This window comes from Arthrobacter sp. TJ-263 (assembly GCF_058269155.1).
In genome coordinates, this window is record NZ_JBZCNE010000002.1 from 307,297 (window position 1) to 331,898 (window position 24,602).

General features: G+C 71.9%; 16 protein-coding genes. 6 read left to right on the forward strand and 10 right to left on the reverse strand.

Annotated features, from left to right (window positions below; all coding sequences use genetic code 11):
* Nucleotides 1-232 precede the first annotated feature (232 nt).
* Nucleotides 233-1,582 carry a right-handed parallel beta-helix repeat-containing protein gene (locus tag AC4D2F_RS11950; RefSeq protein WP_490910750.1) on the forward strand — a complete coding sequence of 450 codons (1,350 nt, stop codon included), beginning with the start codon at nucleotides 233-235 and terminating at the stop codon, nucleotides 1,580-1,582.
* A gap of 64 nt (nucleotides 1,583-1,646) precedes the next feature.
* Here AC4D2F_RS11950 and AC4D2F_RS11955 read toward each other — a convergent pair whose 3' ends face one another.
* From AC4D2F_RS11955 to AC4D2F_RS11990, 8 genes are all read right to left on the reverse strand, one after another.
* Nucleotides 1,647-3,056 carry a UDP-glucose dehydrogenase family protein gene (locus AC4D2F_RS11955; RefSeq protein ID WP_104168402.1) on the reverse strand — a complete coding sequence of 470 codons (1,410 nt, stop codon included), beginning with the start codon at nucleotides 3,054-3,056 and terminating at the stop codon, nucleotides 1,647-1,649.
* 55 nt (nucleotides 3,057-3,111) lie between these two features.
* Nucleotides 3,112-4,197 (reverse strand): right-handed parallel beta-helix repeat-containing protein, encoded by a 1,086-nt coding sequence (locus AC4D2F_RS11960; protein ID WP_490910751.1) that lies wholly within the window; start codon nucleotides 4,195-4,197, stop codon nucleotides 3,112-3,114.
* On the reverse strand, nucleotides 4,194-6,035 hold the full coding sequence (locus AC4D2F_RS11965) for a right-handed parallel beta-helix repeat-containing protein (RefSeq protein ID WP_490910752.1): 1,842 nt from the start codon (nucleotides 6,033-6,035) through the stop codon (nucleotides 4,194-4,196). Before AC4D2F_RS11965 ends, AC4D2F_RS11960 begins: the two co-directional genes overlap by 4 nt.
* Nucleotides 6,032-7,375 carry a glycosyltransferase gene (locus AC4D2F_RS11970; RefSeq protein ID WP_258069958.1) on the reverse strand — a complete coding sequence of 448 codons (1,344 nt, stop codon included), beginning with the start codon at nucleotides 7,373-7,375 and terminating at the stop codon, nucleotides 6,032-6,034. Before AC4D2F_RS11970 ends, AC4D2F_RS11965 begins: the two co-directional genes overlap by 4 nt.
* Before the next feature lie 528 nt (nucleotides 7,376-7,903).
* Complete coding sequence (locus AC4D2F_RS11975) at nucleotides 7,904-9,724, reverse strand: ABC-F family ATP-binding cassette domain-containing protein (protein ID WP_490910753.1); 1,821 nt, start codon at nucleotides 9,722-9,724, stop codon at nucleotides 7,904-7,906.
* A gap of 36 nt (nucleotides 9,725-9,760) precedes the next feature.
* Nucleotides 9,761-10,732, reverse strand: coding sequence for a 4-(cytidine 5'-diphospho)-2-C-methyl-D-erythritol kinase (locus tag AC4D2F_RS11980; protein WP_490910754.1), 972 nt, complete (start codon nucleotides 10,730-10,732; stop codon nucleotides 9,761-9,763).
* Between the two features lie 92 nt (nucleotides 10,733-10,824).
* The gene (gene rsmA / locus AC4D2F_RS11985) at nucleotides 10,825-11,718 is read right to left on the reverse strand and encodes a 16S rRNA (adenine(1518)-N(6)/adenine(1519)-N(6))-dimethyltransferase RsmA (protein ID WP_490910755.1); all 894 of its coding nucleotides are present in this window, start codon (nucleotides 11,716-11,718) and stop codon (nucleotides 10,825-10,827) included.
* A 365-nt stretch (nucleotides 11,719-12,083) separates the two neighbouring features.
* Nucleotides 12,084-13,043, reverse strand: a complete 960-nt coding sequence (locus AC4D2F_RS11990; protein WP_104168407.1) for a TatD family hydrolase — start codon at nucleotides 13,041-13,043, stop codon at nucleotides 12,084-12,086.
* Between the two features lie 187 nt (nucleotides 13,044-13,230).
* On the opposite strand from AC4D2F_RS11990, the gene AC4D2F_RS11995 reads away from it, so the two are divergent.
* Genes AC4D2F_RS11995 through AC4D2F_RS12005 form a run of 3 tightly spaced genes read left to right on the forward strand, consistent with a single transcriptional unit; the run spans nucleotide 13,231 to nucleotide 18,293 of the window.
* Nucleotides 13,231-14,250 carry an AAA family ATPase gene (locus AC4D2F_RS11995; protein ID WP_490910756.1) on the forward strand — a complete coding sequence of 340 codons (1,020 nt, stop codon included), beginning with the start codon at nucleotides 13,231-13,233 and terminating at the stop codon, nucleotides 14,248-14,250.
* Nucleotides 14,251-14,298: 48 nt separating this feature from the next.
* Nucleotides 14,299-15,840, forward strand: coding sequence for a DUF58 domain-containing protein (locus AC4D2F_RS12000; protein ID WP_490910757.1), 1,542 nt, complete (start codon nucleotides 14,299-14,301; stop codon nucleotides 15,838-15,840).
* The gene (locus tag AC4D2F_RS12005; RefSeq protein WP_490910758.1) at nucleotides 15,837-18,293 is read left to right on the forward strand and encodes a transglutaminase TgpA family protein; all 2,457 of its coding nucleotides are present in this window, start codon (nucleotides 15,837-15,839) and stop codon (nucleotides 18,291-18,293) included. The genes AC4D2F_RS12000 and AC4D2F_RS12005 overlap by 4 nt, the downstream gene beginning before the upstream one ends.
* Nucleotides 18,294-18,375: 82 nt before the next feature.
* Here AC4D2F_RS12005 and AC4D2F_RS12010 read toward each other — a convergent pair whose 3' ends face one another.
* Together AC4D2F_RS12010 and rsmI are read right to left on the reverse strand one after the other, a co-directional pair.
* Nucleotides 18,376-19,857 (reverse strand): NAD-dependent succinate-semialdehyde dehydrogenase, encoded by a 1,482-nt coding sequence (locus tag AC4D2F_RS12010; protein ID WP_490910759.1) that lies wholly within the window; start codon nucleotides 19,855-19,857, stop codon nucleotides 18,376-18,378.
* 147 nt (nucleotides 19,858-20,004) lie between these two features.
* On the reverse strand, nucleotides 20,005-20,874 hold the full coding sequence (rsmI, locus tag AC4D2F_RS12015) for a 16S rRNA (cytidine(1402)-2'-O)-methyltransferase (RefSeq protein ID WP_258070010.1): 870 nt from the start codon (nucleotides 20,872-20,874) through the stop codon (nucleotides 20,005-20,007).
* Nucleotides 20,875-21,078: 204 nt separating this feature from the next.
* Between rsmI and AC4D2F_RS12020 the strand changes: the two genes are divergently transcribed.
* On the forward strand, nucleotides 21,079-22,701 hold the full coding sequence (locus AC4D2F_RS12020) for a dolichyl-phosphate-mannose--protein mannosyltransferase (RefSeq protein WP_490910760.1): 1,623 nt from the start codon (nucleotides 21,079-21,081) through the stop codon (nucleotides 22,699-22,701).
* Between the two features lie 50 nt (nucleotides 22,702-22,751).
* Nucleotides 22,752-24,587, forward strand: a complete 1,836-nt coding sequence (locus tag AC4D2F_RS12025) for an AMP-dependent synthetase/ligase (RefSeq protein WP_490910761.1) — start codon at nucleotides 22,752-22,754, stop codon at nucleotides 24,585-24,587.
* Nucleotides 24,588-24,602: the final 15 nt, after the last annotated feature.

Sequence of the window (24,602 nt, forward strand, 5' to 3'; positions counted from 1 at the left end):
AACAGGACGGCACACGGCAAGACGAGAGTAACTTCGCGCACCCGCTACTCGTCTTGGGGAATCCATTACTTGGCCGCCGGCATCCATCGGACGCAAGGATCGGCAAGCATTTCCTCAGGTTCCACTGTTTCTTGCAAGGCCGGCGCGGGACTCCTAGGACCGGCTCGCGAGTGTGGCTAGCCTCTGACGAACTGGCCCGCATCAGCGGGAAGGTCTCTCCAGAAAGCAGCACATGTTCTCCTCCTCCAGCCTGCCTGCGTGCCGCCGCATGGCAGCCGCCGCCGTCGCCGCCGTCGCCGTCTCGCTCATCGCCTCCCCCGCGTCCGCCGCTCCCCCGACCGTCCGCGCCGACGGGCAGGCTCTCGCCGGGACCGTCCAGCACGACGGCGCCTTCCTCGCCTCCGTCGAGGCACCCGCCGGGTCCAAGGTGAAGTTCAAGGTGGACGGAACCTACCTCGGCCAGGACACCACCGCTCCCTACGCGTGGCCCGTGGCCGTCGGGGCCGGAACGCATAAGCTCGAGGTCCGGTGGGAATCGCCCGCCGGTCGACAGGAGAGCACCGTGTCCTTCTCCGTGGCCACCCCCCGACCCGCGGCCCCGGCGCCCGCCGCCACCCCGGCACTGAAGCCCGCGCCGGCCCCGGCGCCGAGGCCGACCTCGAAACCGACGCCCAAGCCGATATCGGCGCCGGCGCCGACCTCGACGCCCGCACCCGCGAACGTCGTGCAGGTCTCGACTGCCGCCGGGCTCAAGACCGCCCTCGCGAACGCACGGCCCGGGCAGGTCATCGAACTGCGGGACGGCCGCTACATCGGTGCCTTCAAGGCGTCGGCGTCGGGCACGGCGGCGTCCCCGATCACCCTGCGCGGCTCCCGCGGCGCCGTGCTGTCCAGCGGGTCCACGTCCTCCGGTTACGGCCTGCACGTCACGGGTTCGCACTGGCGCATCACGGGGGTGGCCGTAGCCTCCTCGGCCAAGGGGATCGTGCTGGACGGGTCGAGGAACACGATCATCGACGGCGTCGACGTGGGCACCATCGGCGCCGAGGCGGTGCACTTCCGGTCGGGGAGCTCCGACGGCGCCATCCGCAACTCCTTCATCCACGACACCGGCCTCAAGCAGCCCGGGTACGGCGAAGGCATCTACCTGGGCAGTGCGAGGAGCAACTGGTCCAGGGGCGTGGCCGACCGTTCCGACCGCATCGAGGTGAGGAACAACCGCATCACGAACACGTCCGCCGAGGGTATCGACGTGAAGGAGGGCACCACGGGCGGGGTGATCATCGGCAACACGTTCACCAATTCCGGTGGATCCGGCGCCAACTTCGCGGACTCCTGGGTGGACGTCAAGGGTAACGGCTACCGGATCGAGGGCAACACGGGCTTCGGGACGAAACTGGACGCCTTCCAGGTGCACTCGGTCCTCGCCGGGTGGGGCACGGGCACCACCTTCGCGGGCAACACGGTGCAGGGCGGGGTCCCGGGGTACGAGGTCTGGGTGCAGTCGGCAGCCCTCAGGACGGTCATCGCGTGCAAGCCGAGCGGGGCGGCCCGCGGGCTGAGCAACATCGCCTGCCGCTAGTCCGCCGGACACGGAAGGGGCCGGGTGGGAGTCCGCTCCCACCCGGCCCCTTCCGTCGTGCGTGCTAGCCGACGAGCGTGGGCGTCTCGTCGCGGACGTCCGAGGCCAGCGCGACCGTGCCGGCCTGGGCGGGACGGCCGAGCGCGCGGTACTGCCAGCCCTTCGACGTGTAGTCGTTGGCGTCCAGGGCGTGGCGCCCGTCCACGATGCGGCGGTGGTTCACGAGGGCGCCGAGCGCGTCAGGATCCGCGTTCCGGAACTCGGACCACTCCGTGAGGAGGGCGACGACGTCGGCCTGGTCCACGGCCTCGGCCATGGAGCCCACGTAGTTGAGGTCGGGGTAACGGCGGTGGGCGTTCTCGTTCGCCTCCGGGTCGTACACGCTGACGATCGCACCCTCGAGGTAGAGCAGGCGGGCGACGTCGAGCGCCGGGGCGTCACGGACGTCGTCGGAGTTGGGCTTGAACGCGGCACCCAGTGCGGCGACCCGCACGCCGTCGAGGTTGCCGCCGGCCAGCTCGCGGATGAGATCCACGGTCCGCACACGGCGGCGGTTGTTGATCGAGTCCACCTCACCGAGGAAGCTGACCGCCTGCCCGACGCCGAGCTCCTCGGCGCGGTACTTGAAGGCCCGGATGTCCTTGGGAAGGCAGCCTCCGCCGAAGCCGAGGCCGGGCTTGAGGAACCGGCCGCCGATGCGGTCGTCGAGGCTGAGCGCCTTGGCGAGGTGGTTGACGTCGGCCCCTGTGGCCTCGCAGATCTCCGCCATGGCGTTGATGAACGAGATCTTCGTGGCGAGGAAGGAGTTCGCGGCGACCTTCACCAGCTCGGAAGTCGCGAGGTCGGCGACGATCACCGGGGTGTCGAGGTCGAGGATCGGCTTGAAGACGGTGCGGAGCTGCTGCTCGGCCCACGCGGATTCGACGCCGAAGACGAGGCGGTCGGGGTACAGGGTGTCCTGCACGGCGAACCCCTCGCGGAGGAACTCGGGGTTCCAGGCGAGCTCCAGTTCCGCGCCGAGCGGGGAGATGGACTGCACCATCTCCGTGATGCGGGCGGCCGTGCCGATCGGGACGGTCGACTTCCCCACCAGCAGGGCCTTGCGGTCGATCCGCGTGGCCAGGGCCGTGAACGCGGACTCCACGTAGCGCAGGTCGGCGGCGGCGGAGTCGGCGGCCTGGGGGGTGCCGACGCAGATGAAGTGCACGTCGCCGAAGGCGGCGGCCTCGTCGAAGTCCGTGCTGAAACGCAGGCGGCCGGAGGCGAGGGCCTCCTCGAGCTTCTCGGGCAGGCCCGGCTCGAAGAACGGCACCTTGCCGGCGGTCAGCATGTCGATCTTGCGCTGGTCCACGTCGACGCCGAGGACGTCGAAGCCCATGATGGCCATGCATACGGCGTGGGTTGCTCCCAGGTAGCCGGTGCCGATGACGGTCACCCGCGGTGCGGGCTCGTGGTTCTCGGGGGAAGAGCTCATGGTCGGTCCTTTTCTAAAGTGGGGAGAAGCTGGGGTGGGGAACGCGGTCGGTGGGTCAGCCGGAGGTGCAGGGTTCATTCGACAGGCCTTCTCCGGCGTCGGAGGCCGTGTTGCTGCATTCGACGACGTTGTCGCGCACGGGTTTCAGCGAGTAGCCGAGGCCGGGTCCGTTGACCTGGGCCTCGTTGTCGCGGAAGACATTCTCGGTGCCCCAGCCGTCCACGATCTCGTGGGTCTGGAAGCCGTCCTGCGGCGAGTTGGCGCCGGTGTTGCCGTCGATCAGCCAGCCGCGGCCCTTCACGTCGACCCAGGAATCGGCCTCCACGAGGGCGGAGCCGTCGAAGGTGTTGGCGCGCAGGACGCCGTCGGCGGTCCCCTCCTTGATGTCCACGCTCTCCGAGGTGGTCCCGGAGATGGTGTTCCCGGCGACCTCGTTGCGGTCGGAGCGGTCGGGCTCGCAGTTGCTGATGTCGCACCAGTTGCTCTCGGCCGTGCCGATGTAGACGCCCTCGCCGAACTTGGGCTTGCGCAGGCCGGTGTCGCTGATGGTGTTCCCGATGACGCGGTTGTCCGTGCTGAACTTCCGCAGGTGGATGGCCTCGTCGCCGATGGTGGTGACGGTGAGGCCGGTGATCAGGGTGTCGGTGCTCTGGTCCACCATGACCCCCTTCTGGCCGTTGCGGACCGTGAAGCCCTGCAGCACCCAGTGGGCGGAGTCCTCCAGATGGAGGATGTAGCCGTCCTCGGTGGTACCGCCGTCCAGGATGCTCTCCGTGGAACCGCAGAGCATGATGGGCTGCTCGGCCGTCCCGGTGGCCGAGGCCGTGAAGTTGCCCGTGTAGACGCCCGGGGCGAGGGCGATGACGTCCCCCGGCTCCGCGGCGTCGAGCGCGTTCTCGAGGTCGGTCGCGTTGGCCACGGGAACCGTCGGTTCGGGGCACTCCGCCGGCGTCTCCACCGGGGCGGGCGCGGGGGCGGCGTCCTGGCTCGTCTCGGGTGGCGTCTCGGGCTGGGTGTCCTGACGATCCCGCGCCGCGCCGTCGCCGTCTTCCCGGTTCAGGCCGACGACCACGACGACGACGGCCACCGCGATGGCCACGACGGCGAGGAGGAGCGCGACGATCCGTCCGCGGCGCGTCATCGGGCGTCCCGGAGGTCGTCGATACGCACGATTCCGCGGCTGAGCGCCGTCAGCGGCACCCGCTCCTCGTAGGGGTTGCGGATGGTGCGGACGCGCAGGTGCCGCTTGCGGGTGAACGCGGTGGCCACGAGGAGGGCGCCGAGCAGCAGCCAGATGAAGGTCAGCGGCTGGAAGACGGAGTTCACGACGCTCTGGACGGTGGTGGCGGGGTGCCAATCGAGGACGTCGTTCTCCTCGACCAGCGCTCCCGTGGAGGTCTCGTCCCAGATCGGGATGGTGCCGTCCCCGCTGACGTCGTTGCCGGTGACCCGGGTGTCCGGCAGGCTGCCCACGAGGGTCACGCCGTGGCTCGAGATGGAGCTCAGGATGTTGCCGGTGACGACCGCCGAGGCGTCGCGGACGTACACGCCGGTGGGGGTGCCGGAGATCGTGTTGCCGCGGATGTCGGCCTGGGCGCCCGTGTCCCGGACGGCGATGCCCTGCTGCCGCTGGTCGCGGATCTCGTTGTCGATGATGCCGACTCCTTCTGCTGCATAGTTCACGACGATGCCGACCTCGTTGCCGCGGATGGTGTTGCCCGTGATTCGGAGGTTGTGGCCGCCGCTGAGTTCGATGCCGTAGCGGCCGTTGTCCGCGACCGTGCTCCGGACCACGCGGTTGCTGCCGTAGGTGACCACGGCGGTCCCGACGGCGTTGGGGCCGTCCGCGAGCGGCTGGCCGTCGAGCGAGAGCCCGTTGCGGCCGTTGCCGCTCGCGGTGATGTCCTGCAGTTCCACGCGGGCGCTGGAGCGTCCGACGGCGATGCCGTCCACCGCGTTGTCCGAGGACGTCGTCCCGGTGATGGTGGCGTCCGTGACGGAGCGGTGCAGGACCAGTCCGTCCACGAGGCTGCCGCTGATCGCGGTGTCGCGGATCGCGACGTCGCGGGCATTGGTGATGAAGAGCCCGAACGCGTTGTCCGTGACGGTCAGGTGGTCGATGCCGGCGGTGACGACGCTGTAGTCGAGCTCCGTCTGGTCGGCGAGCGACTGCAGGTCCGCTTCGGGCAGCAGGCGGGCGCCGGCCGGGGCCACGGGTTCTTCGGCGGCCGGGGCCTCCTGGAACGTCCCGGGCGTGTCGGTGCCGGTCAGGGCGAGGCCGCCCGTGTTCCCGCTCCAGAAGCCCAGCGAGGACACCGTGGCGTACGAGAACGAGGCATGCCCGCCGATGGCGCGGACGTAGGCGCGGCCGTCGGAGGTGTCGGTGTCCGCACCGGTGCCGTCCCAGCTCGTGACCGTGACGTCGGACTGCTCGGTCCCGGCCATGGTGAGCGAGCCGCCGAGGGCGACGATCGAGACGAAGGCGTCCTCGTCGCTGCGCATGCGCACGGTCACGCCGTCGTCCCCGCTGAGGGACAGGGTGGCGCCGGGCAGCACCACGATGTTCTCGGTCAGCAGGAACGTGGACGGCGCCTGCTCGGTGAAGGTGTCCGGGGCGAGCCCGAGGAGATCGGCCGTGGTGTACGGCTCGGTGCGTGCCGGGAGGACGAGCGTGTTCGTGGCCCCGGTGTTGAGCCGGTACGGGCCCTCGAGCCCGTCGACGCGCCAGCGGGCGGCGGAGGCGATGGTGCGCACATAGACGAGGCGCTCCTCCTCGCTCTTCACGATGCGGGCCTCGCTGCGGGGATCCCCCGTGTACAGCTCGCCCTGGACGTTGCCGTTGGCGGCGATCTCGTTGCGTCCGACGGCGTCCGCCTCGGATCTGTCCCAGACGTTGCCCGCGGCGAGGAAGCCGGCGCCCGCGAGGGCGACGACCAGGAGCGCGAGGAGGCCGAGGAGGATCGGTTTCCGGCTGGTCATGCGACCGCCTCCCGGGTGTCGGACGTGGTCTCGAGGCTCACGGCGTCCTGGCCGTCACCGCCGATCTGGTCCGCGTGCCGGGTCAGCCAGCCCTGCTTGTTCATGGTCGCGAAGGCGTACAGCTTGATGGGCAGTGCCACGAGGATCACCGCGAAGGCGAGCACCGGGAGGATGAGGATGTCCCGCGGATGGCGGCGCAGGTGGGAGATCCCGCGGATGCCGCGGCCCAGGAGCAGCCAGCACAGGGCTGCGGCGATGCCGAGCACGGTGAAGTCCAGCCGGTTGAAGATGAGGTAGAACATGGTCAGGCCCATGGTCACCGGGGTGAGCAGGATCTGCAGGACGGTGACCTTCGTGATGAAGGGTGTACGCCAGAGCCAGCCGGTACCGATGGCCGTGAGGTAGCAGCGGTAGGAGTTGCGGCTCCACCGCACGCGCTGCTTGACGAAGGCGCTGAAGCTCGCCGGGAACATCGAGAGGGCGCGTGCCGTGGACTGGTGCACGGTCTTGTACCCGGAGGCCAGGACGAGCCAGGTCAGGCGGCCGTCGTCGCCGGAGATGCAGCGCTTGCCGAGGAAGTACTCGTTCTCGAGGTGCTCGAGGACCGGCAGGACGGCGGACCGGCGGTACACCGCGGTGCGGCCGGAGATGCACGGCACGGCACCGGCGGCACCCATCGCCGGCACGTAGTCGAGGTAGCGCAGGTTGACGAGCCAGTCGGCGACACGCCGCCAGACGCTCGTCTCCCGCATGTAGACGGTCTGGTGCGTCCCCACCGCGCCGACGAGCGGATCGATGAAGGGCATCTGGACGTTGCGCAGCAGCTCGGGCTGCCACCAGGTGTCCGAGTCGGTGAGGACCAGGACCTCGTACTGCGCGAGGCGGATCCCGACGCCGAGCGCGGACCGCTTGCCCACGTGGTGGAAGAGGATCGGTTTGATCGTCGGGTCCTGGAGGGCCTCGATCCGGGCGTAGGCGTCGAGGTCCTTGACGTCGAGGACGATGATGATCTCGTCCGGGCCCTGGGCTCGCCAGGACTCGAGCGCGCTCATCAGGATCTCCGGGTCCTCGTGGAAGGACGGGACCACCACGGAGGTGGTGGTGCGGTGGTCGGTGACGATCGGCTTCGCCCGGCGCGACAGGATGAACCGGTACAGCCAGAGAGCCCACACGATCGTGCCCGCGACGGCCACGGGGAAGTACGGCGAGACCTCGGCCCAGAACGCGCCAGCGCCCGCCCAGTCGAGGCCTGAGGTCCAGGCCGACCACTGGGAGCCGAGGATGCTGAGGCCGACATCGAGGGATGTGCCGGCGGTGGCGGCAAGCGGAAGAGGATGCAAAGGAGTCCTTGGGCAGGCGGGAGCGACTGGGTGGGATGCACATCAGTGGGCTTGGGTCGCCAGGCAGCGTTGCAGGCGGGCTGCGGCGCGGCGGGCGCGGGTGGTAGCGGAACGATCGTCAGCCACCTTCTGATTCGACCCTAGGGCAGACCGCAAGGAAGCCGGATACCTGTCTATTTCCGCGCAACCACCTGTGACAGGATGCACAGCTACTCGGCTGAGAGGGACTACCTGAGCGCCGCGGAGGCGTCCTCGGTGCACCCGCCAGCCGTTCCGAGAGACCGTTGCGGGGCATCGAAAAGGGCCGTGCGCCCTTCCCGGCGCCACAACGGGCGGGAGAGGGCGCACGGCCCTACGTGGTCCGCAGGGGCGTCGTGTTGCAGGCCGACGTCGCCCCGGTTACGTGGCCGTTACGCGCCACTACCTGTTTTCTGGAGGGCCGCCCCTGTGCGCCTCGTCCAGGATGCTCCTCGGGGGTTCCGCGACGTGGGGCACATCACCGCGATGAAACCCGACCCCCGTGCTGGACTATTCGCCGATGATCTCTGCGGTTTCCATCCACTGCACTTCGAGGTCCCCGATCTCCGCCTGCAGCTCCTGCAACCGGGCGTTCAGGCCCGCGATGTGCTCGAAGTCGGCGTCGGGCCGTGCGCCGGCGTCGTTCATCTGCTTCTGGGTCTTGTCCTTCTGCGCGTCCACCTTGCTGATCTGCCGCTCGATGCGCGTCAGGTCCTTGCGGGCCTGCCGCAACTCGGCCTCGGACGTGCTGCCGGCGGACCCGCCGCTGACGGCCGGGGACGCGGCGTTCCCGGTGGCCGTGAGCGGGCCGGCGGCATTCCGCAGCTCGAGGTACTGGTCCACGCCGCCGGGCAGGTCGCGGAGCTTCCCGTCGCCGAGCAGCGCCATCTGGGTGTCGGTGACGCGCTCGAGGAGGTAGCGGTCGTGGGAGACCACCACGAGGGTGCCCGGCCAGCCGTCGAGCACGTCCTCGATGGCGGACAGGGTGTCGGTGTCGAGGTCGTTGGTCGGCTCGTCGAGCATCAGTACGTTCGGCTCACCCACGAGCAGCCGGAGCAGCTGCAGGCGACGGCGCTCGCCGCCGGAGAGCTCGCTGACCCTCGTCCACTGCTTCTCGTTGGTGAACCCGAGCTGCTCCACGAGCTGGCTCGCGGAGACCTCCTTGCCGCCGACGGCGAAGACGCGCTTCTCCGCCTCGATGACCTCGATGACGCGGCTGTCGCTGACGTCGTCGAGCTCCCTGACCTCCTGCGAGAGCACGGCGGTCTGGACCGTCTTGCCCCGCTTGAGCTTCCCCGCGGTGGGCTGCAGCTCGCCGTTCAGGAGCCGCAGCAGCGTCGTCTTGCCGGACCCGTTGACGCCCACGAGCCCGAGCCGCTGGCCGGGCGCGAGCCGCAGCGTGATCTTGTCGAACAGCGTCCGCTCCGCGCCGTCGCCGTCGTCGATCGTCAGGCTGACGTCCTCGAGGTCCAGGACGTCCTTGCCGAGCCGGGACATGGCCATCTTGCTGAGGGCCAGGGAGTCGCGGGGCTCGGGGACGTCCGCGATGAGCTCGTTCGCGGCCTCGATGCGGAACTTCGGCTTCGCGGTGCGGGCGGGGGCGCCGCGGCGCAGCCAGGCGAGTTCCTTCTTGACGAGCTGCACGCGCTTGGATTCGACGACGGACGCCATGCGGTCCCGCTCGGCGCGCGCGAGGACGTAGGCCGCGTAGCCGCCGTCGAAGTCGTCCACGACAGCGTCGTGGACCTCCCACGTGTGGTTGCAGACCTCGTCCAGGAACCAGCGGTCGTGGGTGACCACGAGCATGCCGCCCTCGGTGGGGCGCCAGCGCTGCTGGAGATGCCGCGCCAGCCAGGCGACACCCTCGACGTCGAGGTGGTTGGTGGGCTCGTCGAGCATGATGACGTCGTCGTCGGCGATCAGCAGCTTCGCGAGGGCCACACGGCGCTTCTGCCCGCCGGAGAGGGAGGACACCTTCGCGTGCCAGTCCACCTCGGAGACGAGGCCGCCCATGACGTCGCGGATCTTCGGGTTGGACGCCCACTCGTGGTCCGCCTGGTCGCCGACGATCGCGCGCCCCACCTCGAGGTCGCCGTCGAGCACGTCCGACTGGTCGAGGTAGCCCACGGAGACGTCACGCCGCTTGGTCACCCGGCCGGAATCCGGGGTGCTGCGCTGTGCGAGGAGCCGCATGAGGGTGGACTTGCCGTCGCCGTTGCGGCCCACCACCCCGATGCGGTCGCCGGCCTCGAGGCCGAGGGACACGTTGTCCAGGATGGTGCGGGTGACGAAGGCGACGCTGAGGCTTTCGGCGCCGAGAAGGTGTGCCAAGGAGATACTGCTTTCGGTTGGAACGGTGGTGCGCGGTCAGGCCGCGGATTCTGTGGCGATCCGCGCCCCGTGGGCCGGACCGTGGACGGTCATCGCCTGCAGCCCCTCGGCCCCGAGGAGCGACTCCAGTTCGGCCGCGTGGCCGGAACTCTGGGTGAGGAAGGCGATGGTAGGACCCGATCCGGACACGATCCCGGCGAGCGCACCAGCGGCCTCCCCCGTCTCAAGGATATCGCCCAGCCCCGGGGCGAGCTCGATCGAGGCACGCTGGAGGTCGTTGTGCAGCAGCGGGGCGAGGCGGAGGGCGTCGCCGGCCCGCATGGCCCCGAGGATCGCGGGGTCGATGGCCGGCTGCGGATCCGGGGCCAGGCCCTCACGCAGGCGGATCTTGTCCAGCGTGCGATACACCTCGGGCGTGGAGAGGCCGTAGTCGGAGGTCACGAGCACCCAGTGCAGGGGGGTCTTCGAGATGGCCGGGGTCAGGCGGTCCCCGACCCCGAGCCCGACGGCGGTCCCGCCGACGAGCGCGAACGGCACGTCGGCGCCGAGGTCGACGGCGATCTTCGCCAGCTCGTCCCGGGAGAAGCCGCTGCCCCACAGGGCGTCGCAGGCGAGCAGGGCCGCGGCGGCGTCCGCCGAACCGCCGCCCATGCCGCCCGCGATGGGCACGCGCTTGGTGATGTCGAGGTGCACGCCGGTGCGCCCGGGGCTGACCTCGGCGAGGAGTTCCGCGGCGCGCACCGCGAGGTTGGTGCGGTCCAGCGGGATGGACGCGGCGGGGAGGTTCAGGGTGCCCTCGTTGTTGACGCTCACGCTGATGCCGTCGCCGGCCGTCTCCGTGGCCGTGACCTCCTCGTACAGGGACACCGCGAGGAAGACGCTAGCGATCCCGTGGTAGCCGTCCTCCCGGGGCGGGCCCACCGCGAGGGAGACGTTGATCTTCCCCGGGGCCCTGACGCGCACGGACCGGGCGCCGGAGCGCATGTCGACTGTTCTGCCCGAGGCCATACCCACCAACCTAACCCACCCGTCTTCCGCGGATCCTCCTAGAACTTCTCCTGCGACCTGTCCCGCGGCCTGCCCGTGACCTGCCCGCGGCGTCAGTGCGCGGGCGCAGCGCCCGGGGCGTCCGCGCGGGCCTCCGCGATGCGCGCGAACGCCGTGATGTCGAGGACCTCGCCGCGGGCGGTCGGGTCCACCCCGGCCGCCCGGAGGGCCTGCTCCGCCAGGACCGGGCTGCCGGCCCAGCCCGCGAGCGCCGCACGCAGCGTCTTGCGGCGCTGGGCGAAGGCGGCATCGATGACGGCGAACACCTGCTCGCGCGTCGCCGTCGTCGCGGGTGGTTCCCGGCGGGTGAAGCGGACGAGGCCCGAGGCGATCTTCGGCGCCGGCCAGAACACGTTCATGCCGATCACCCCGGCCTTGGCCATGCTCGAGTACCAGGCGGCCTTCACGGACGGGACGCCGTAGGTCTTGGACCCGGGAGGCGCGGCCAGCCGGTCCGCCACCTCGTCCTGCACCATGACGAGGCCGTGGCGGAGGGACGGGAAGCGCTCGAGCAGGTTCAGGACCACGGGGACGGCGACGTTGTAGGGCAGATTGGCCACGAGGGAGGTCGGGGCGTGCGGCAGGGAGGTCACGCGCAGGGCGTCCTCGAGGACGACGTCGAGGGCCGCCGCGCGGTCGGGCCGCCACTGGGCGATGGTGTCCGGCAGCTTCCCGGCGAGGACGGGATCGATCTCGACGGCGACGACGCGCTCCGCGGCGTCGAGCAGGCCGAGGGTGAGGGACCCGAGGCCCGGGCCCACCTCGAGCACGATCTCGGCGGGGCCCAGGTTCGCAGCGGCGACGATCCTGCGGATGGTGTTGCCGTCGATCACGAAGTTCTGCCCGAGGGTCTTGGTGGGGCGGATGTCCACCTCTGCTGCCAGGCGGCGGATGTCCGCTGCTCCGAGGAGGGGTGCCGGCGGGCCGGCGGCGGGGGACGTGGTCACCCTGCCATCGTATCGGTCCGGGTGTGCCGGAGTCGGCGACGCCTGGTGGAACCCCTGGTCTCAAGAAGGGCTCCGGGCGCCGCCGACCCGCTGGGCGATCTCCCGGCTGGGGAGGGAGACCACCGGTTTGCCGCCGGCTTCCGGTCTCAAGAGAAGGGCGGCGGGAAGGCATCACCTGCGCCGGTGCGACACGGCGGGCAGCTCTGCCTCCCGCTGAACACTACGGAGGCGCCCGGGGCCGGGCACGCGTGCCGACCACCCGAGTGGTCCGGGCGGACACTCGGGTGCCGTCCGGGCGGACACTCGGGTGCCGTCCGGGTACCACCCGTTCTTCGGCGCTCGGCTACGGGGCGGCCCGCTCCCGGTCAGTCCCAGCTGCCGTAGACGGCTTCGGTGTTCGCCGTCAGCCGCGCGCACAGGGCGTCGAGGTCGGTGTCGAGGATTCCCGCCATGGCGCGCACGGTGTACGGCACGGCGTAGGAGGCGTTGGGCCGGCCGCGGTAGGGATGCGGGGTGAGGAAGGGGGCGTCCGTCTCCGTCAGGACGAGCGCGGGATCGGCCACGAGGAGGGCTTCGCGCAGGTTCGCGGCGTTCTTGAACGTCACGGTGCCCGCGAAGGACATGTACCAGCCGTGCTCGTTGCAGGTCCGGGCGAGCTCGGCGTCGCCCGAGAAGCAGTGCAGCACCACGCGGTCCGGCGCGGTGTCGGAGAGCAGCGTGGCCACGACGTCGTCGTGCGCCTCGCGGTCGTGGATCTGCAGCGCCCTGCCCAGCCGTCGGGCGATGTCGAGGTGGCTGCGGAAGGACGCCAACTGGCTGCCCCGGCCGTCCTCGCCGGTGCGGAAGTAGTCGAGGCCCGTCTCGCCGAGCGCGCGGATGCGGGGCCCGGCGGCGAGCTGCTCGATCTCCGTGAGGGCGTCGTCGAGCGTCCCCGCGGCGGCCAGCAGGGGTGCCTCGTTGGGGTGCAGGGCGACCGCCCCGAGGAGCCGCCGGTCCTGCTCGACGACGGCGGCGGTGAAGCGCGAGGACGCCAGGTCCGTTCCGACCTGGACGGCGCCCCGCACCCCGGCGGCCGCTGCGGCGTCGAGGGCCTCGCCGATGGTGACCTCCACCGCCCCCTCCCGGAAGTCGAAGTGCGTGTGGTTGTCGATCACGGGCACCGGCAGCGGCTCCGGCAGCGGCAGGTACTCACCCCTGCGGCGGCGTCGGGCCGCGGCGCCGTCCCCGGCGCCGTCGGACGTCCCGGCCTCCTCCGGTTCGCGGTAGGCGGGAGGCGTCTGCCCCACCGCGTAGGGGTGGGGGACGGGCAGCACGCTGGTACACATGGTGCCCAGCCTAGTTGTGGTACGGAACTATTTGCCCGGGAAGCAGGTTGAGCTAGTAACCTGTTGAATCATTCAGCTCGGCCAGTCCTGCCCAGCGCCGGAACGGCCGCTGCCGTTCCCTGCGTGTCGAGCGATCCCGGCCCTCCGGCGCCGCTCGGCGCGGCAGCCGCACGCATGGAGGATAGCCATGGACGTCCAGCACAACATCGCCGAGGTGGCTGCGGACCCACGGCTCGTGACGACGCCGGACCCGGACGCCGCGGGCTTCTACGCCATCGCCGCGCGCATCCTCGACTCCATCCAGACGGTGATCGACGGCAAGCCCGAGGCCGCGCGCCTCGCCCTCACGGTCCTCCTGGCCCAGGGCCACCTGCTCCTCGAGGACGTGCCGGGGGTCGGGAAGACCCTGCTCGCGAAGACCCTCGCCCGGACGATCGACTGCACCGTGAACCGCATCCAGTTCACCCCGGACCTGCTGCCCTCGGACGTCACCGGGGTGTCCATCTACAACCAGGACTCCCGTCGGTTCGAGTTCCGGCCCGGCCCGGTCTTCGCGAACATCGTCATCGGCGACGAGATCAACCGCGCCTCCGCCAAGACGCAGTCCTCCCTCCTCGAATGCATGGAGGAGCACCAGGTGACCGTGGACGGGCACACGCACCTGCTCGGCGACCCGTTCATGGTGGTCGCGACGCAGAACCCGATCGAGATGGAGGGTACCTACCCCCTCCCCGAGGCGCAGCGCGACCGCTTCATGGCCCGGATCTCCATGGGCTACCCCGACGCCCGCGCGGAGGCCGACATGCTGGAGACCCACCAGTCCGTGTCACCGCTCGCGGCCATCCGCCCGGTGGCGAGCGTGGAGGACATCGCCGGGATGATGCGGCAGGTCCGCGGGGTGTACGTCTCGCCGGCGGTGAAGGACTACACCGTGTCCATCGGCCGCGCCACCCGGGAGCACCCCCGGCTGAGGCTCGGTGCGAGCCCGCGGTCGCTGCTGCAGTTGCTGCGGGCCGCGAAGGCCGGCGCCGCCCTGGAGGGACGCGACTTCGTGCTCCCCGATGACATCGCGGCGATCGCCGACGCCGTCCTCGCCCACCGGCTGCTGCTCGACCGCAAGGCCACGAGCGCCGGGGAGACGGCGTCGAGCATCGTGGCGGACGTGCTCTCCCGCGTCCCCGTGGCCCGGGAGGCGCCCCGGCGATGACACTCCCCCGTCCCGGCACCCCCACCTCCTAGCGTCCGGCGGCCCCTGATGAACCTCATCGAGAAGCTCCCCTCGGGCCTCCTCACCGTGCGCGGCTGGGGGTTCGTCCTGACCGCCGTGGTCGCCCTGCTCTTCGCGCAGGTCCTCGGGCGCCGGGACCTCCTGTACGTGGGGATCCTGCTGCTCGCCCTGCCGCTGGCCTCCGTCGTCGTCCTCCGGCTCGTCAAACCGCGGTTCACGGTGGGCCGCCGGTTCCAGCCGCAGACCATGGAGATCGGCTCCACGACGACCGTCACGCTCTCCCTGACGGCGAGCGTCGCGGGCGGGGCGAGCATCGCCATGGAGGAGCAGCTCCCCGCGCGATTCGGCCAGGCACCCCGGTTCAGTTATCCCTCGCGCAGACCCACCCGCGACGGCGTCTCCCTCTACGAGTACCGGATCCGCTCCACCTCGCGAGGCGTCTACGAGATCGGGCCCGTCACCGCCGAGTTCACGGATCCGTTCGGCCTCGGGAGATCGCGCCACGTCCTCGGCACGGCGGACCCGCTGGTCGTCACCCCCGCGCCGGTCGAGCTGCTCGTCTCGGCGCTCGCCGGATCCCGCGGCAACGACGGCATGGCCGCGACCCGGCGCCAGGCCAACCCGAGCGACGACGACGTCATGACCCGCGAGTACCGGTACGGCGATTCGCTGCGGCGCGTGCACTGGGCCGCGACGGCACGTCACAGCGAACTCATGGTGCGGCAGGAGGAATCGGTGACCACGCCGCAGGCCACCCTGCTGCTCGACCAGCGGCACCACAGCTTCAGCACCGGTCTCAGCGCGGTCTTCGGCGGAGACGCCGCCGCCGCCGACAGCGCGCTGTCCACGTCGCCGACCTTCGAGTGGGCCGTCACGGCCGCCATGTCGATCAGCGCGCACCTGCTCGAACGCAGCTACGCGCTGCGGTTCCTGGACCAGCAGGGGGCGCCCGCCCTCCTGCACTCGCCCTCGGCGGCGTTCCCGGCCGAGGAGGAGCACCACGGGCAGGGCGCCGTCGAGGGCATCGCCGAGGGGCTCGCGGCGCTCGAACTCGCGCCCGAGGCCGGGCACCGCACGCAGGGCCACGTCGAACACTCGGGCAGCACCGCCGTGCGGGCCGGTGAGGCGGCGCGCAGCGCGGTGCGCCGTGGACGCCGGCCCGCCTCCGAGGCTCCCCCGAAGTCCCCGCACGCCAGGACCCCGCACGCCGCCTTCGGCGACGACCTCCTGGACCGGCTCGCCGCGAACCGGCACCGCGGGCCGCTGATCGCCGTCCTCGGCCTGATCACCACGGAGGACGCACGGGCCCTGGCCTCGGCGTCCGACTACGGGTCGCCGGCCTATGCCATCCTCGCCACCGACCGCCCCGCCGAGTCGCAGCCCCAGCTCGCCATCCTGCGGGATGCCGGCTGGCATGCCACGGCGGCCTCGCCCTCGGCGAAGCTGCCGGTCGTCTGGGCCGGCCTCGAACACGCCGTCGGCCGGACGTCCGCCCACGCCTCCCCGGCCGCCGCGTCGACGTCGCCCGGGCGATCCTCACGCGCCCCCGTGCCCGGGGGACGGGAATGACCTCCACCCTCCCCCGTGTGGCGTCGTCGCCGGCTCCCCCGGCGGCGCGACCGGCGCCGGCGGGGCCTCCGAGCGATCCCTGGCACTGGGTCGTCACGGGGAGCGTGCTGCTCGCCGTGCTCGCCGCCTCCACGAGCCTCAACGGCGTCGTCGAGCCGTGGACGTGGCTCCTTCCCGTGCTCCAGACGCTCGTCCCCGTGCTCCTCGCCATGGCGCTCACCCGGACCCTGCGCCTGAACGGCGCACTCACCGCGCTGGTCGGCCTCCTCGCGCTCGTCGGGGCGCTCACGGCGCGGTTCTTCCCGCGGCAGAGCATCCTCGGCGTCATCCCGGGGCCGGGAACCCCGCTCGAACTGCAGCGCCTCCTCGCCCAGGCGGAGGAGACCGTCGTCTCGCAGGTGGCGCCCGTGCTGCCCGGAGCGGGCCTCGTGCTGGTCCTGTGCGCCGCCCTGGGTCTCATCGCCATCGTCATCGACCTCGTCTCCACGACCATCTGCATGCCGGCGGCCAGCGGACTCGGGCTCTTCGCGATCCTGATCACCCCCGCCGTCGTGAAGCCCGACGGCGTGGGGATGCCCGCCTTCGTGGCCACCGTCCTGGCGTTCCTGCTGCTCCTGGCGCTCGCGCAGCGGCGGGAGGACCGCCTCGCCTCCGGCGGTGCGCGCGCCTCCGCCGGCTTCGCGGGCCGGAGCGCGATCATCGGCGCGGCAGCCCTCGCCGTGACGATGGCCCTGCCGCTCACCATCCCGGGGTTCAACTCCGGGGCCTTCCCGCAGGGCTCCCGGCTCAACGTGTGGGGCACCGCCACCGGGCTGAACCCCGCGGTGACCCTCGGCAACGACCTCCGCAACCCCACCGGCTTCGGCCGGATCACCTACTCCACCAACTCGGACGCCCCCCTGTACCTCCGCGCGGTCACCCTCGAGGACTTCAGCGGCAGGCGCTGGGAGCCCGACCAGCGGATCAACGACCGCGAGACGGGCGTGGCCGAGATCGGGGCGGAGGCGGGCACGCCCGAGAACCCACCCGCGAGCGACACCGTGTTCACGCGCGTCAGCACGCAGAGCTATGCGAGCCCCTGGCTCGTGGCCCCCTACGCGCCGACGGGCGTGGCGAACCTGGCCGGGGCGTGGGCCTGGGATCCGGCGAACCTCTCCATCCTCGCCACCGACGGCGGATCGACGGCACGCCAGGACTACCTGGTGCAGAGCCGCGCCGCGGACCTGACGCGCGAGGGGCTCGGCGTGATCGGCCCCGCGGACCCGGACGCCGTCGCGGAGGTCTTCATGGACCTGCCGGACGACACCCCGGAGATCGTCCGCACCCGGACCGCGGAGGTCACGGACGAGTTCGTGAATCCCTACGACAAGGCCATCGCCATCCAGAGCTACCTGCGGAGCCCCGACTTCTCCTACTCGGTGGAGGCCCCCGTGGACGGCGGGTACGACGGCAACGGCATGGACGTCATGGCCCGCTTCCTCGAGGAAAAGTCCGGGTACTGCGTGCACTACGCGGGCACCATGGCGGTCATGGCGCGTGCGGCGGGCATCCCCAGCCGCGTGGCGATCGGCTACACCCCCGGCAGTCCCACGGGCGACACCGAGGAGGGTCCGCTGGGCACGGAGCTCCGCGAGTTCGTCGTCGACTCCCGCAACGCGCACGCGTGGCCCGAGCTGTACTTCGAGGGCGTGGGGTGGGTCCAGTTCGAGCCCACGCCGTCCCGTGGCGTGGTGCCCACCTATGCGCAGCAGGCGTTCTCGCCGGTCGGGCCGCGCGCGGACGATTCCGATGCGCTGAACCCCGGGGGCAACCCGGATCCGCTGGACCCCTCGGCGGCCCCGACGGACGCCGCGCAGGACGGCGTGGAGGCCCGCGGCGGGGCGGCGCAGGACGACGCCCGACCCGTGGCGAACGTGGCGGCCGGGCTCGGCCTGGTGCTGCTCGCCCTCCTGCCGTTCCTCCTGCGGACGGCGAGGACCCGCGCCCGGCGCCGCACCGTCGTCGTCCGCGACGCGGCAGGTGCCACGGACGGTACTGCCGGCGGCAGGGCGGCGACCGCGGCCTGGGCCGAGACTACGGAGATCGCCGGCGACTACGGCTACCGGCTGGAACCCACCGACACACCCCGGACCTTCGCCGGGCGGCTCACTCGCGACGCCGGGTTCGAGGGCGATCCCGCCACGTCCCTCTCACGCCTGCGCACGGCCTACGAGTTCGAGGAGTACGCGGACCACGGCACCGGGAACCCCGGCTCCCCCGCGTACGTCCCGGCGCCCGGGCGCTGGCCCGCCCCGGCGTCGACCCGCACGCGGCCGGCCGCCGGGCCCCGCTGGGACGACGTCGACACCGTCACGCGGGCACTCCGGGCGAACAGCACGTGGTCCACCCGGGTCAGGGCGCGGCTGTTGCCGCAGTCGCTGCTCAACCGGTTCCGGAGCAGCGAACGCCGCTGACTCCGCGGGTTCGGGAGGCGGCATCGGAACGCACGAAGGCCGGCACCCAAGGTGCCGGCCTTCGTGCGTGGTCCCGGGAGGTCTAGGAGGCGTAGGGGTCCGCGATCCCCACGTACTGCGTGTACAGGTACTCCTCGATGCCCTCCGCGCCGCCCTCGCGGCCGAGGCCCGACTGCTTGACGCCGCCGAAGGGTGCCGCGGCGTTGGACACGACCCCGGCGTTGAGCCCCAGCATGCCGGTGTCCAGCCGCTCGCCCATCCGCAGGCCGCGGTTCAGGTCGCGTGTGAAGACGTAGGCGACGAGGCCGTACTCGGTGTCGTTGGCCAGTTCCACCGCTTCGTCCTCGGTGCCGAACGTGATGATCGGCGCCACGGGGCCGAAGATCTCCTCCTGCATGATGCGCGAGGACCGGGGCACGTCCTTCAGTACGGTGGCCTGGTAGAAGTAGCCGTCGCCCGTCACGGGGGCGCCACCGGTGACGGCGACCGCGCCGTCGCCGACGGCCGCGGTGACGAGCTCGTGGACCTTGTCCCGGCTCTTCCGGTCGATCAGCGGGCCGAGCTTCGAGGCGTCCTCCGTGCCGCGCGCCGGGGTCATGCCCTCCATGCGCTCGGCCAGAGCCGCGGCGAAGCGGTCGGCCACCGATTCGTGGACGATGAAGCGGTTGGCAGCGGTGCAGGCCTCACCCATGTTCCGGAGCTTCGCGAGCATCGCGCCGGTCACTGCGGCGTCGAGGTCGGCGTCCTCGAACACCACGAACGGCGCATTGCCGCCGAGCTCCATGGAGGTCCGCAGCACGTTCTTCGACGCGGCCGCGAGGAGGTTGCGGCCCACCGGGGTGGAGCCCGTGAAGGAGAGCTTGCGCAGGCGCGCATCCTCGATGAGGGGCCCGGTGACGTCCCCGGCCGTGGTGGTGTTGACGATGTTCAGCACACCGGCGGGAAGGCCTGCCTCCTGCAGGACGGTGGCGAACAGCGAAGAGGTGAGTGGGGTCAGGTTGGCGGGCTTGAGCACCATCGTGCAGCCGGCGGCGATGGCCGGCGCGATCTTCCGGGTCGCCATGGCAAGCGGGAAGTTCCACGGCGTGATGAGCAGGCACGGCCCCACGGGCTTCTTGGTCACGAGCAGGCGCGACTTCCCGTCCGGGGAGACCGAATACCGGCCCGAGGTGCGTACGGCCTCCTCGGAGAACCACCGCAGGAACTCCGCGCCGTAGGTGACCTCGCCGCGCGCCTCGGCCAGCGGCTTGCCCATCTCGAGGGTCATCAGCAGGGCGAACTCGTCGGCGCGCGCGGTGACGAGGTCGAAGGCACGCCGCAGGATCTCGCCGCGCTCGCGCGGAGCGGTGCGCGCCCAGCCGGCCTGCGCGGCGACGGCGGCGTCGAGCGCGGCCATGCCGTCCCCGGGGGTGGCGTCAGCGAGCGTGAGCAGGGTGCGGCCGGTCGCCGGGTCCTCGACGTCGAACGTGGCTCCGGACGACGACGCCCGCCACTCCCCGTCGATGAGGAGCCCGGTGGGCACCTTGTCGAGTACTGCCTTCTCCTGGTCGGCGGTGACAGCCATTGTGAGCTCCTTCGGGAAGATTCGGGGCGCGCCCCGTCGGGGCATTCCCGCTCACGCTAGACCGGGCGATGAACGGGTGTCCAGTAGGGGCTGCACCACGGAACCGGCTTCCCTTTGGACGAGTGCACAGCACCGGCACGCGTTCGATCAGCGCGCGGCGATCACCGCGGCATACAGTTCCCGCTTGCTGACGCGGGCCTCTTCCGCGACCGCCGCCACGGCATCCTTGAGGCGCATCCCGCCGTCGATGAGCGCGTTGACGTCCGCCACGTGGTCCTCGGGCCGTGAGGGCGGCGCCTCCGGGGCGCCGGCGAGGACCACGGCGATCTCCCCGCGCACCTCGTTCTCCTGTGCCCACTGGAGGAGCTCCAGGAGGGATCCGCGGATGACCTGCTCGTGCACCTTGGTCAGTTCGCGGGCCACGGCGGCCTGCCGGTCCGAGCCGAACGCCTGCTGCAGCGAGCGGAGCATCGCCTCGAGGCGGTGCGGGGCCTCGAAGAACACCATCGTGCGGCGCTCCGCGGCGAGGTCGGCGAGGCGCCCCGCCCGCACGCCCGGCTTGCGGGGCAGGAACCCCTCGAAACAGAACCGGTCGGTGGGCAGCCCGGACAGGGCGAGCGCCGCGAGCACCGCGGACGCACCGGGCACCGCCGTCAGGTCGAGGCCCTCGGCGACCGCGGCCTCGACCAGGCGGTAGCCGGGGTCCGAGACCGAGGGCATGCCGGCGTCGGTCACCATCAGCAGGGTCGCGCCGTCCCGGACGAGGTCGAGCAGCTCGGGCGTCCGCTCGGCCTCGTTGTGCTCGTGGTAGCTGATCACCCGGCCCGTCACCGTGACGCCGAGTGCCTGCACCAGGCGGTGGAGCCGGCGCGTGTCCTCGGCTGCGACGACGTCGGCGGTGTGGAGGAGGCCGATCAGGCGCTCGGTCGCGTCCCCCATGTTGCCGATGGGCGTCGCCGCGAGGACGATCCGCCCCCGGCCGCTGTCGTCGCCCGCAGTGCCGCGGTAGGCCGTGATGGGGCTCCGGACGGCGTCGTCGGACCGGTCCGTCTCCTGCGCCTGGTCGGGCGCCTCCCCCTCATGCGCCGAGGGGTCCTCCCGGACGGAGTCGGGGGCGTCGTCGTCGAATGGCTGGTTCACCGGACCAGCCTAGCGCTCCGCACCGGCCAGGCAACCGGCCGGGTGCGGAGCCCGCGCCTCCACCGCCGGTAGCATGGCAGGGTGAGCCCCACCGCCGTCCGACCCCGACGGGACAGCCCCCAGCAGGCCGGATCCTGGGTCCTCGCTCCCTCCCTCGCCTTCACGCGCGACGCGCTGCTGGCCCGCCTCCTCGGCTCTGCGTCCCCGGGCGGCGCCCTGCGCTGGGCCGTCCCGCTGGCCGTGGCCCTGCTCGCCGGCATCCTGCGCTTCGTGCGCCTCGGCGAACCCGGGTCCCTCGTGTTCGACGAGACGTACTACGTCAAGGACGCCTACTCGCTGCTGCAGTCGGGGTACGAGCGTGAATGGCCGGAGAACGCGAACGAGTCCTTCGACGCCGGCGATCCCGGCGTGCTGCTCGGCACCCCCGACTACGTGGTCCACCCGCCGGTCGGCAAGTGGATGATCGCCGTCGGCATGCTGCTGTTCGGCTCGGACAACGCGTTCGGCTGGCGCTTCTCCGCTGCCGCCGTCGGGACCCTCTCGGTGCTCCTGCTCGCCGTCGTCGCCCACCGGATGTTCGGCTCGGCGCTGCTGGGGGCCGCGGCCGGGCTGCTCCTCGCGGTCGACGGGCACCACCTCGTGCAGTCGCGCACCTCGCTGCTGGACATCTTCCTGAGCTTCTGGCTCCTCGCCGCGTTCGCGGCGCTCCTGGCGGACCGCGACGACGGACGGCGGCGGCTCGCGGACCGGCTCGCGGCGCCCCCGTACGGGGGCGGGCCCTCCCGCGCGCAGCTGACCTACGGCCCCTTCCTGGGATTCCGTCCGTGGCGCCTCGCAGCCGGCGTGTGCCTCGGACTCGCCCTCGGCACCAAGTGGTCGGCCCTCCCGTTCATCGCCGCGTTCGGCCTGATGACCGTCGCCTGGGACATGAGTGCGCGGCGCATCGCCGGGGTGCACCACTGGGTGCTGGGGGCTGCGCTGAAGGACGGCCCGCCGGCCTTCGCCTGCCTCGTCCCCGTGGCCGCGCTCACCTACCTGGCAGCGTGGACGGGGTGGTTCCGGTCCTCGGACGCCTACGACCGCACCTGGGCCCAGCAGAACCCGTCGGAACAGTGGGGCTGGCTGCCCGACGGGCTCCGCTCCCTCGCCGAGTACCACCGCAGCGCCTACGCCTTCCACCAGGGCCTCGGCTCCGACCACCCGTACGAGGCGAGCGCCTGGTCGTGGCTCGTGGTGGGCCGCCCGACGTCGTACTTCTACGAGAAGCCGGCCGGGTGCGGGGCGGAGGCGTGCTCGCAGGCCGTGACCGTGCTCGGCAACCCGCTCATCTGGTGGAGCGCCGCGCTGTCCCTGATCGTGCTCCTGTTCTTCTGGCTGGGCCGCCGCGACTGGCGCGCCGCGGCCATCCTCACCGGTGTCGCCGCGGGCTACCTCCCCTGGTTCCTGTACCCCGATCGGACCACCTTCTACTTCTACGCCGTGGCCTTCGAGCCGTTCCTCGTCCTGTCCCTGGTGTACTGCCTCGGCCTCGTGCTCGGCGGGCCCGCGGCGGACGGCGCCCGGCGGCGGACGGGTATCGTGCTGGTGGGGCTTTTCCTGGCCGCCGCCGTCGCGCTCTCGGCCTACTTCCTGCCCATCTGGACCGCCGAGGTCATCCCCTACGACCAGTGGCGCGACCGCATGTGGCTGCCGAGCTGGATCTAGGCCGCGGCCCCCGGGTCCTCCGGGCCCTACCGGAACGAAAGCGAGCACCTGTGCGCGAAGCCATCACGGAACTCCTGGTCGACCTGCCGGCGACCGGCAACATCACCGACCCCCTGCTGCGGACCCACGACGCCGATCCGGGGCGGGCGCTGTATGCGGTGCGGTCAGGGACGCGATGGCAGGACGTCTCGGCGGCCGAGTTCCTGCAGCAGGTGACGCGCGTCGCCAAGGGCCTGGTGGCGCGCGGTGTGCGGCCCGGCGACGCCGTGGCCGTGATGTCGGGGACGCGCTACGAGTGGACGCTCGCCGACGTCGCGATCTGGTTCGCCGGAGCCGTCACCGTCCCCATCTACGAGACCTCCTCCGCCCACCAGGTCGCATGGATCCTCGAGGACGCACGGCCCGCCGTCGTGTTCGTCGAGGACGGGACCCGGGCCGGCGTGGTCCTGGACGCCCTCGCACGGACCGGCCGGGCGGACGCGACCGCCCTGGTCCGGCTGGCCCGCGAGGCGCCCGACGGCGTGGAGAGCCTCGCGACGCTCGGCGAGGACGGCGCCGCGGTGTCCGACGACGCACTCGAGGCGGCGCGGTCCTCCCGCGGCCTCGGGGATGCGGCGTCCATCGTCTACACCTCCGGCACGACGGGACGGCCGAAGGGCTGCGTCATCACGCACGGCAACTTCGCGCTGTTCGCCGTCAACACCCTCGAGTTCCTGCCGGAGTTCCTGAGGCAGGAGAACGCCCGGACCCTCATGTTCCTGCCCCTGGCCCATGTGCTGGCGCGTGCCGTCCAGGTGGTGTGCTTCACGGGCGGCATCACGCTGGCGCACTCCGGCTCGGCGCAGCAGCTGCTCGAGGACCTGAGGACCTTCAAGCCGACGTTCCTGCTCGCCGTCCCGCGCATCTTCGAGAAGATCCACGCCACGGCAGGCCGGCGCGCGGCGGAGTCCGGCAAGGGGCGGCTCTTCGCGGCCGCCGAGCGCACTGCCGTCGCCTACTCGCGTGCGGTGGACGCCGGCGGCCGGGGTGGCCGCGGCCCCTCGCCCGTCCTGCGGGCATCGCACGCGGTCTTCGACAGGCTCGTGTACCCGCGGCTGCGGGACGTCTTCGGCGGCGAGGTCACCTACACGGTGTCCGGGGCCGGCCCGCTCAGCGAGCACCTGACCCACTTCTTCCGCGGCGCCGGGGTCATGGTGCAGGAGGGGTACGGCCTCACCGAGAGCACCGCGCCGTGCACGGTGAACACGGTGTCCCTGACGCGCGTCGGATCCGTCGGCATCCCGATGCCCGGCACCAGTGTCCGGCTGGACGACGACGGCGAGGTGCAGGTGAAGGGCGCGGGCGTCTTCGCCGGGTACCACCGGAACGGTGCCGCGACGGCGGAGGCCTTCACCGGTGACGGCTACTTCAGGACCGGCGACCTCGGCGCGCTCGACGACGACGGCTTCCTGACCATCACCGGCCGGAAGAAGGACCTGCTGGTGACCGCGGGCGGCAAGAACGTGGCACCGGGCCCCCTCGAGGAGAAGCTCCGTGAGCACGCGCTCGTCGGCCAGGCCGTCGTCGTCGGCGAGGGCCGGCCGTTCATCGCGGCGCTCATCAGCCTGGACCGCGAGGCCCTCGACCCCTGGGCGGCCGCGCACGGCCGGCCCGGGCTGACCGCGGAGCAGGCCGCCCTGGACACCGACGTCCTCGCCGACCTGCAGTCCGCCGTCGACGGCGCGAACGCCACCGTCTCGCAGGCGGAGCAGATCCGGAAGTTCACCGTGCTCGACGTCGACCTCAGCGTCGAGTCGGGGCACCTGACGCCCACCCTCAAGCTGAAACGGGGCGCCGTCGTCGCCGACCACGCCCTGGCGGTGGACGAGCTCTACGCCAGGCGGTGACCGCGGCGTCCCGGG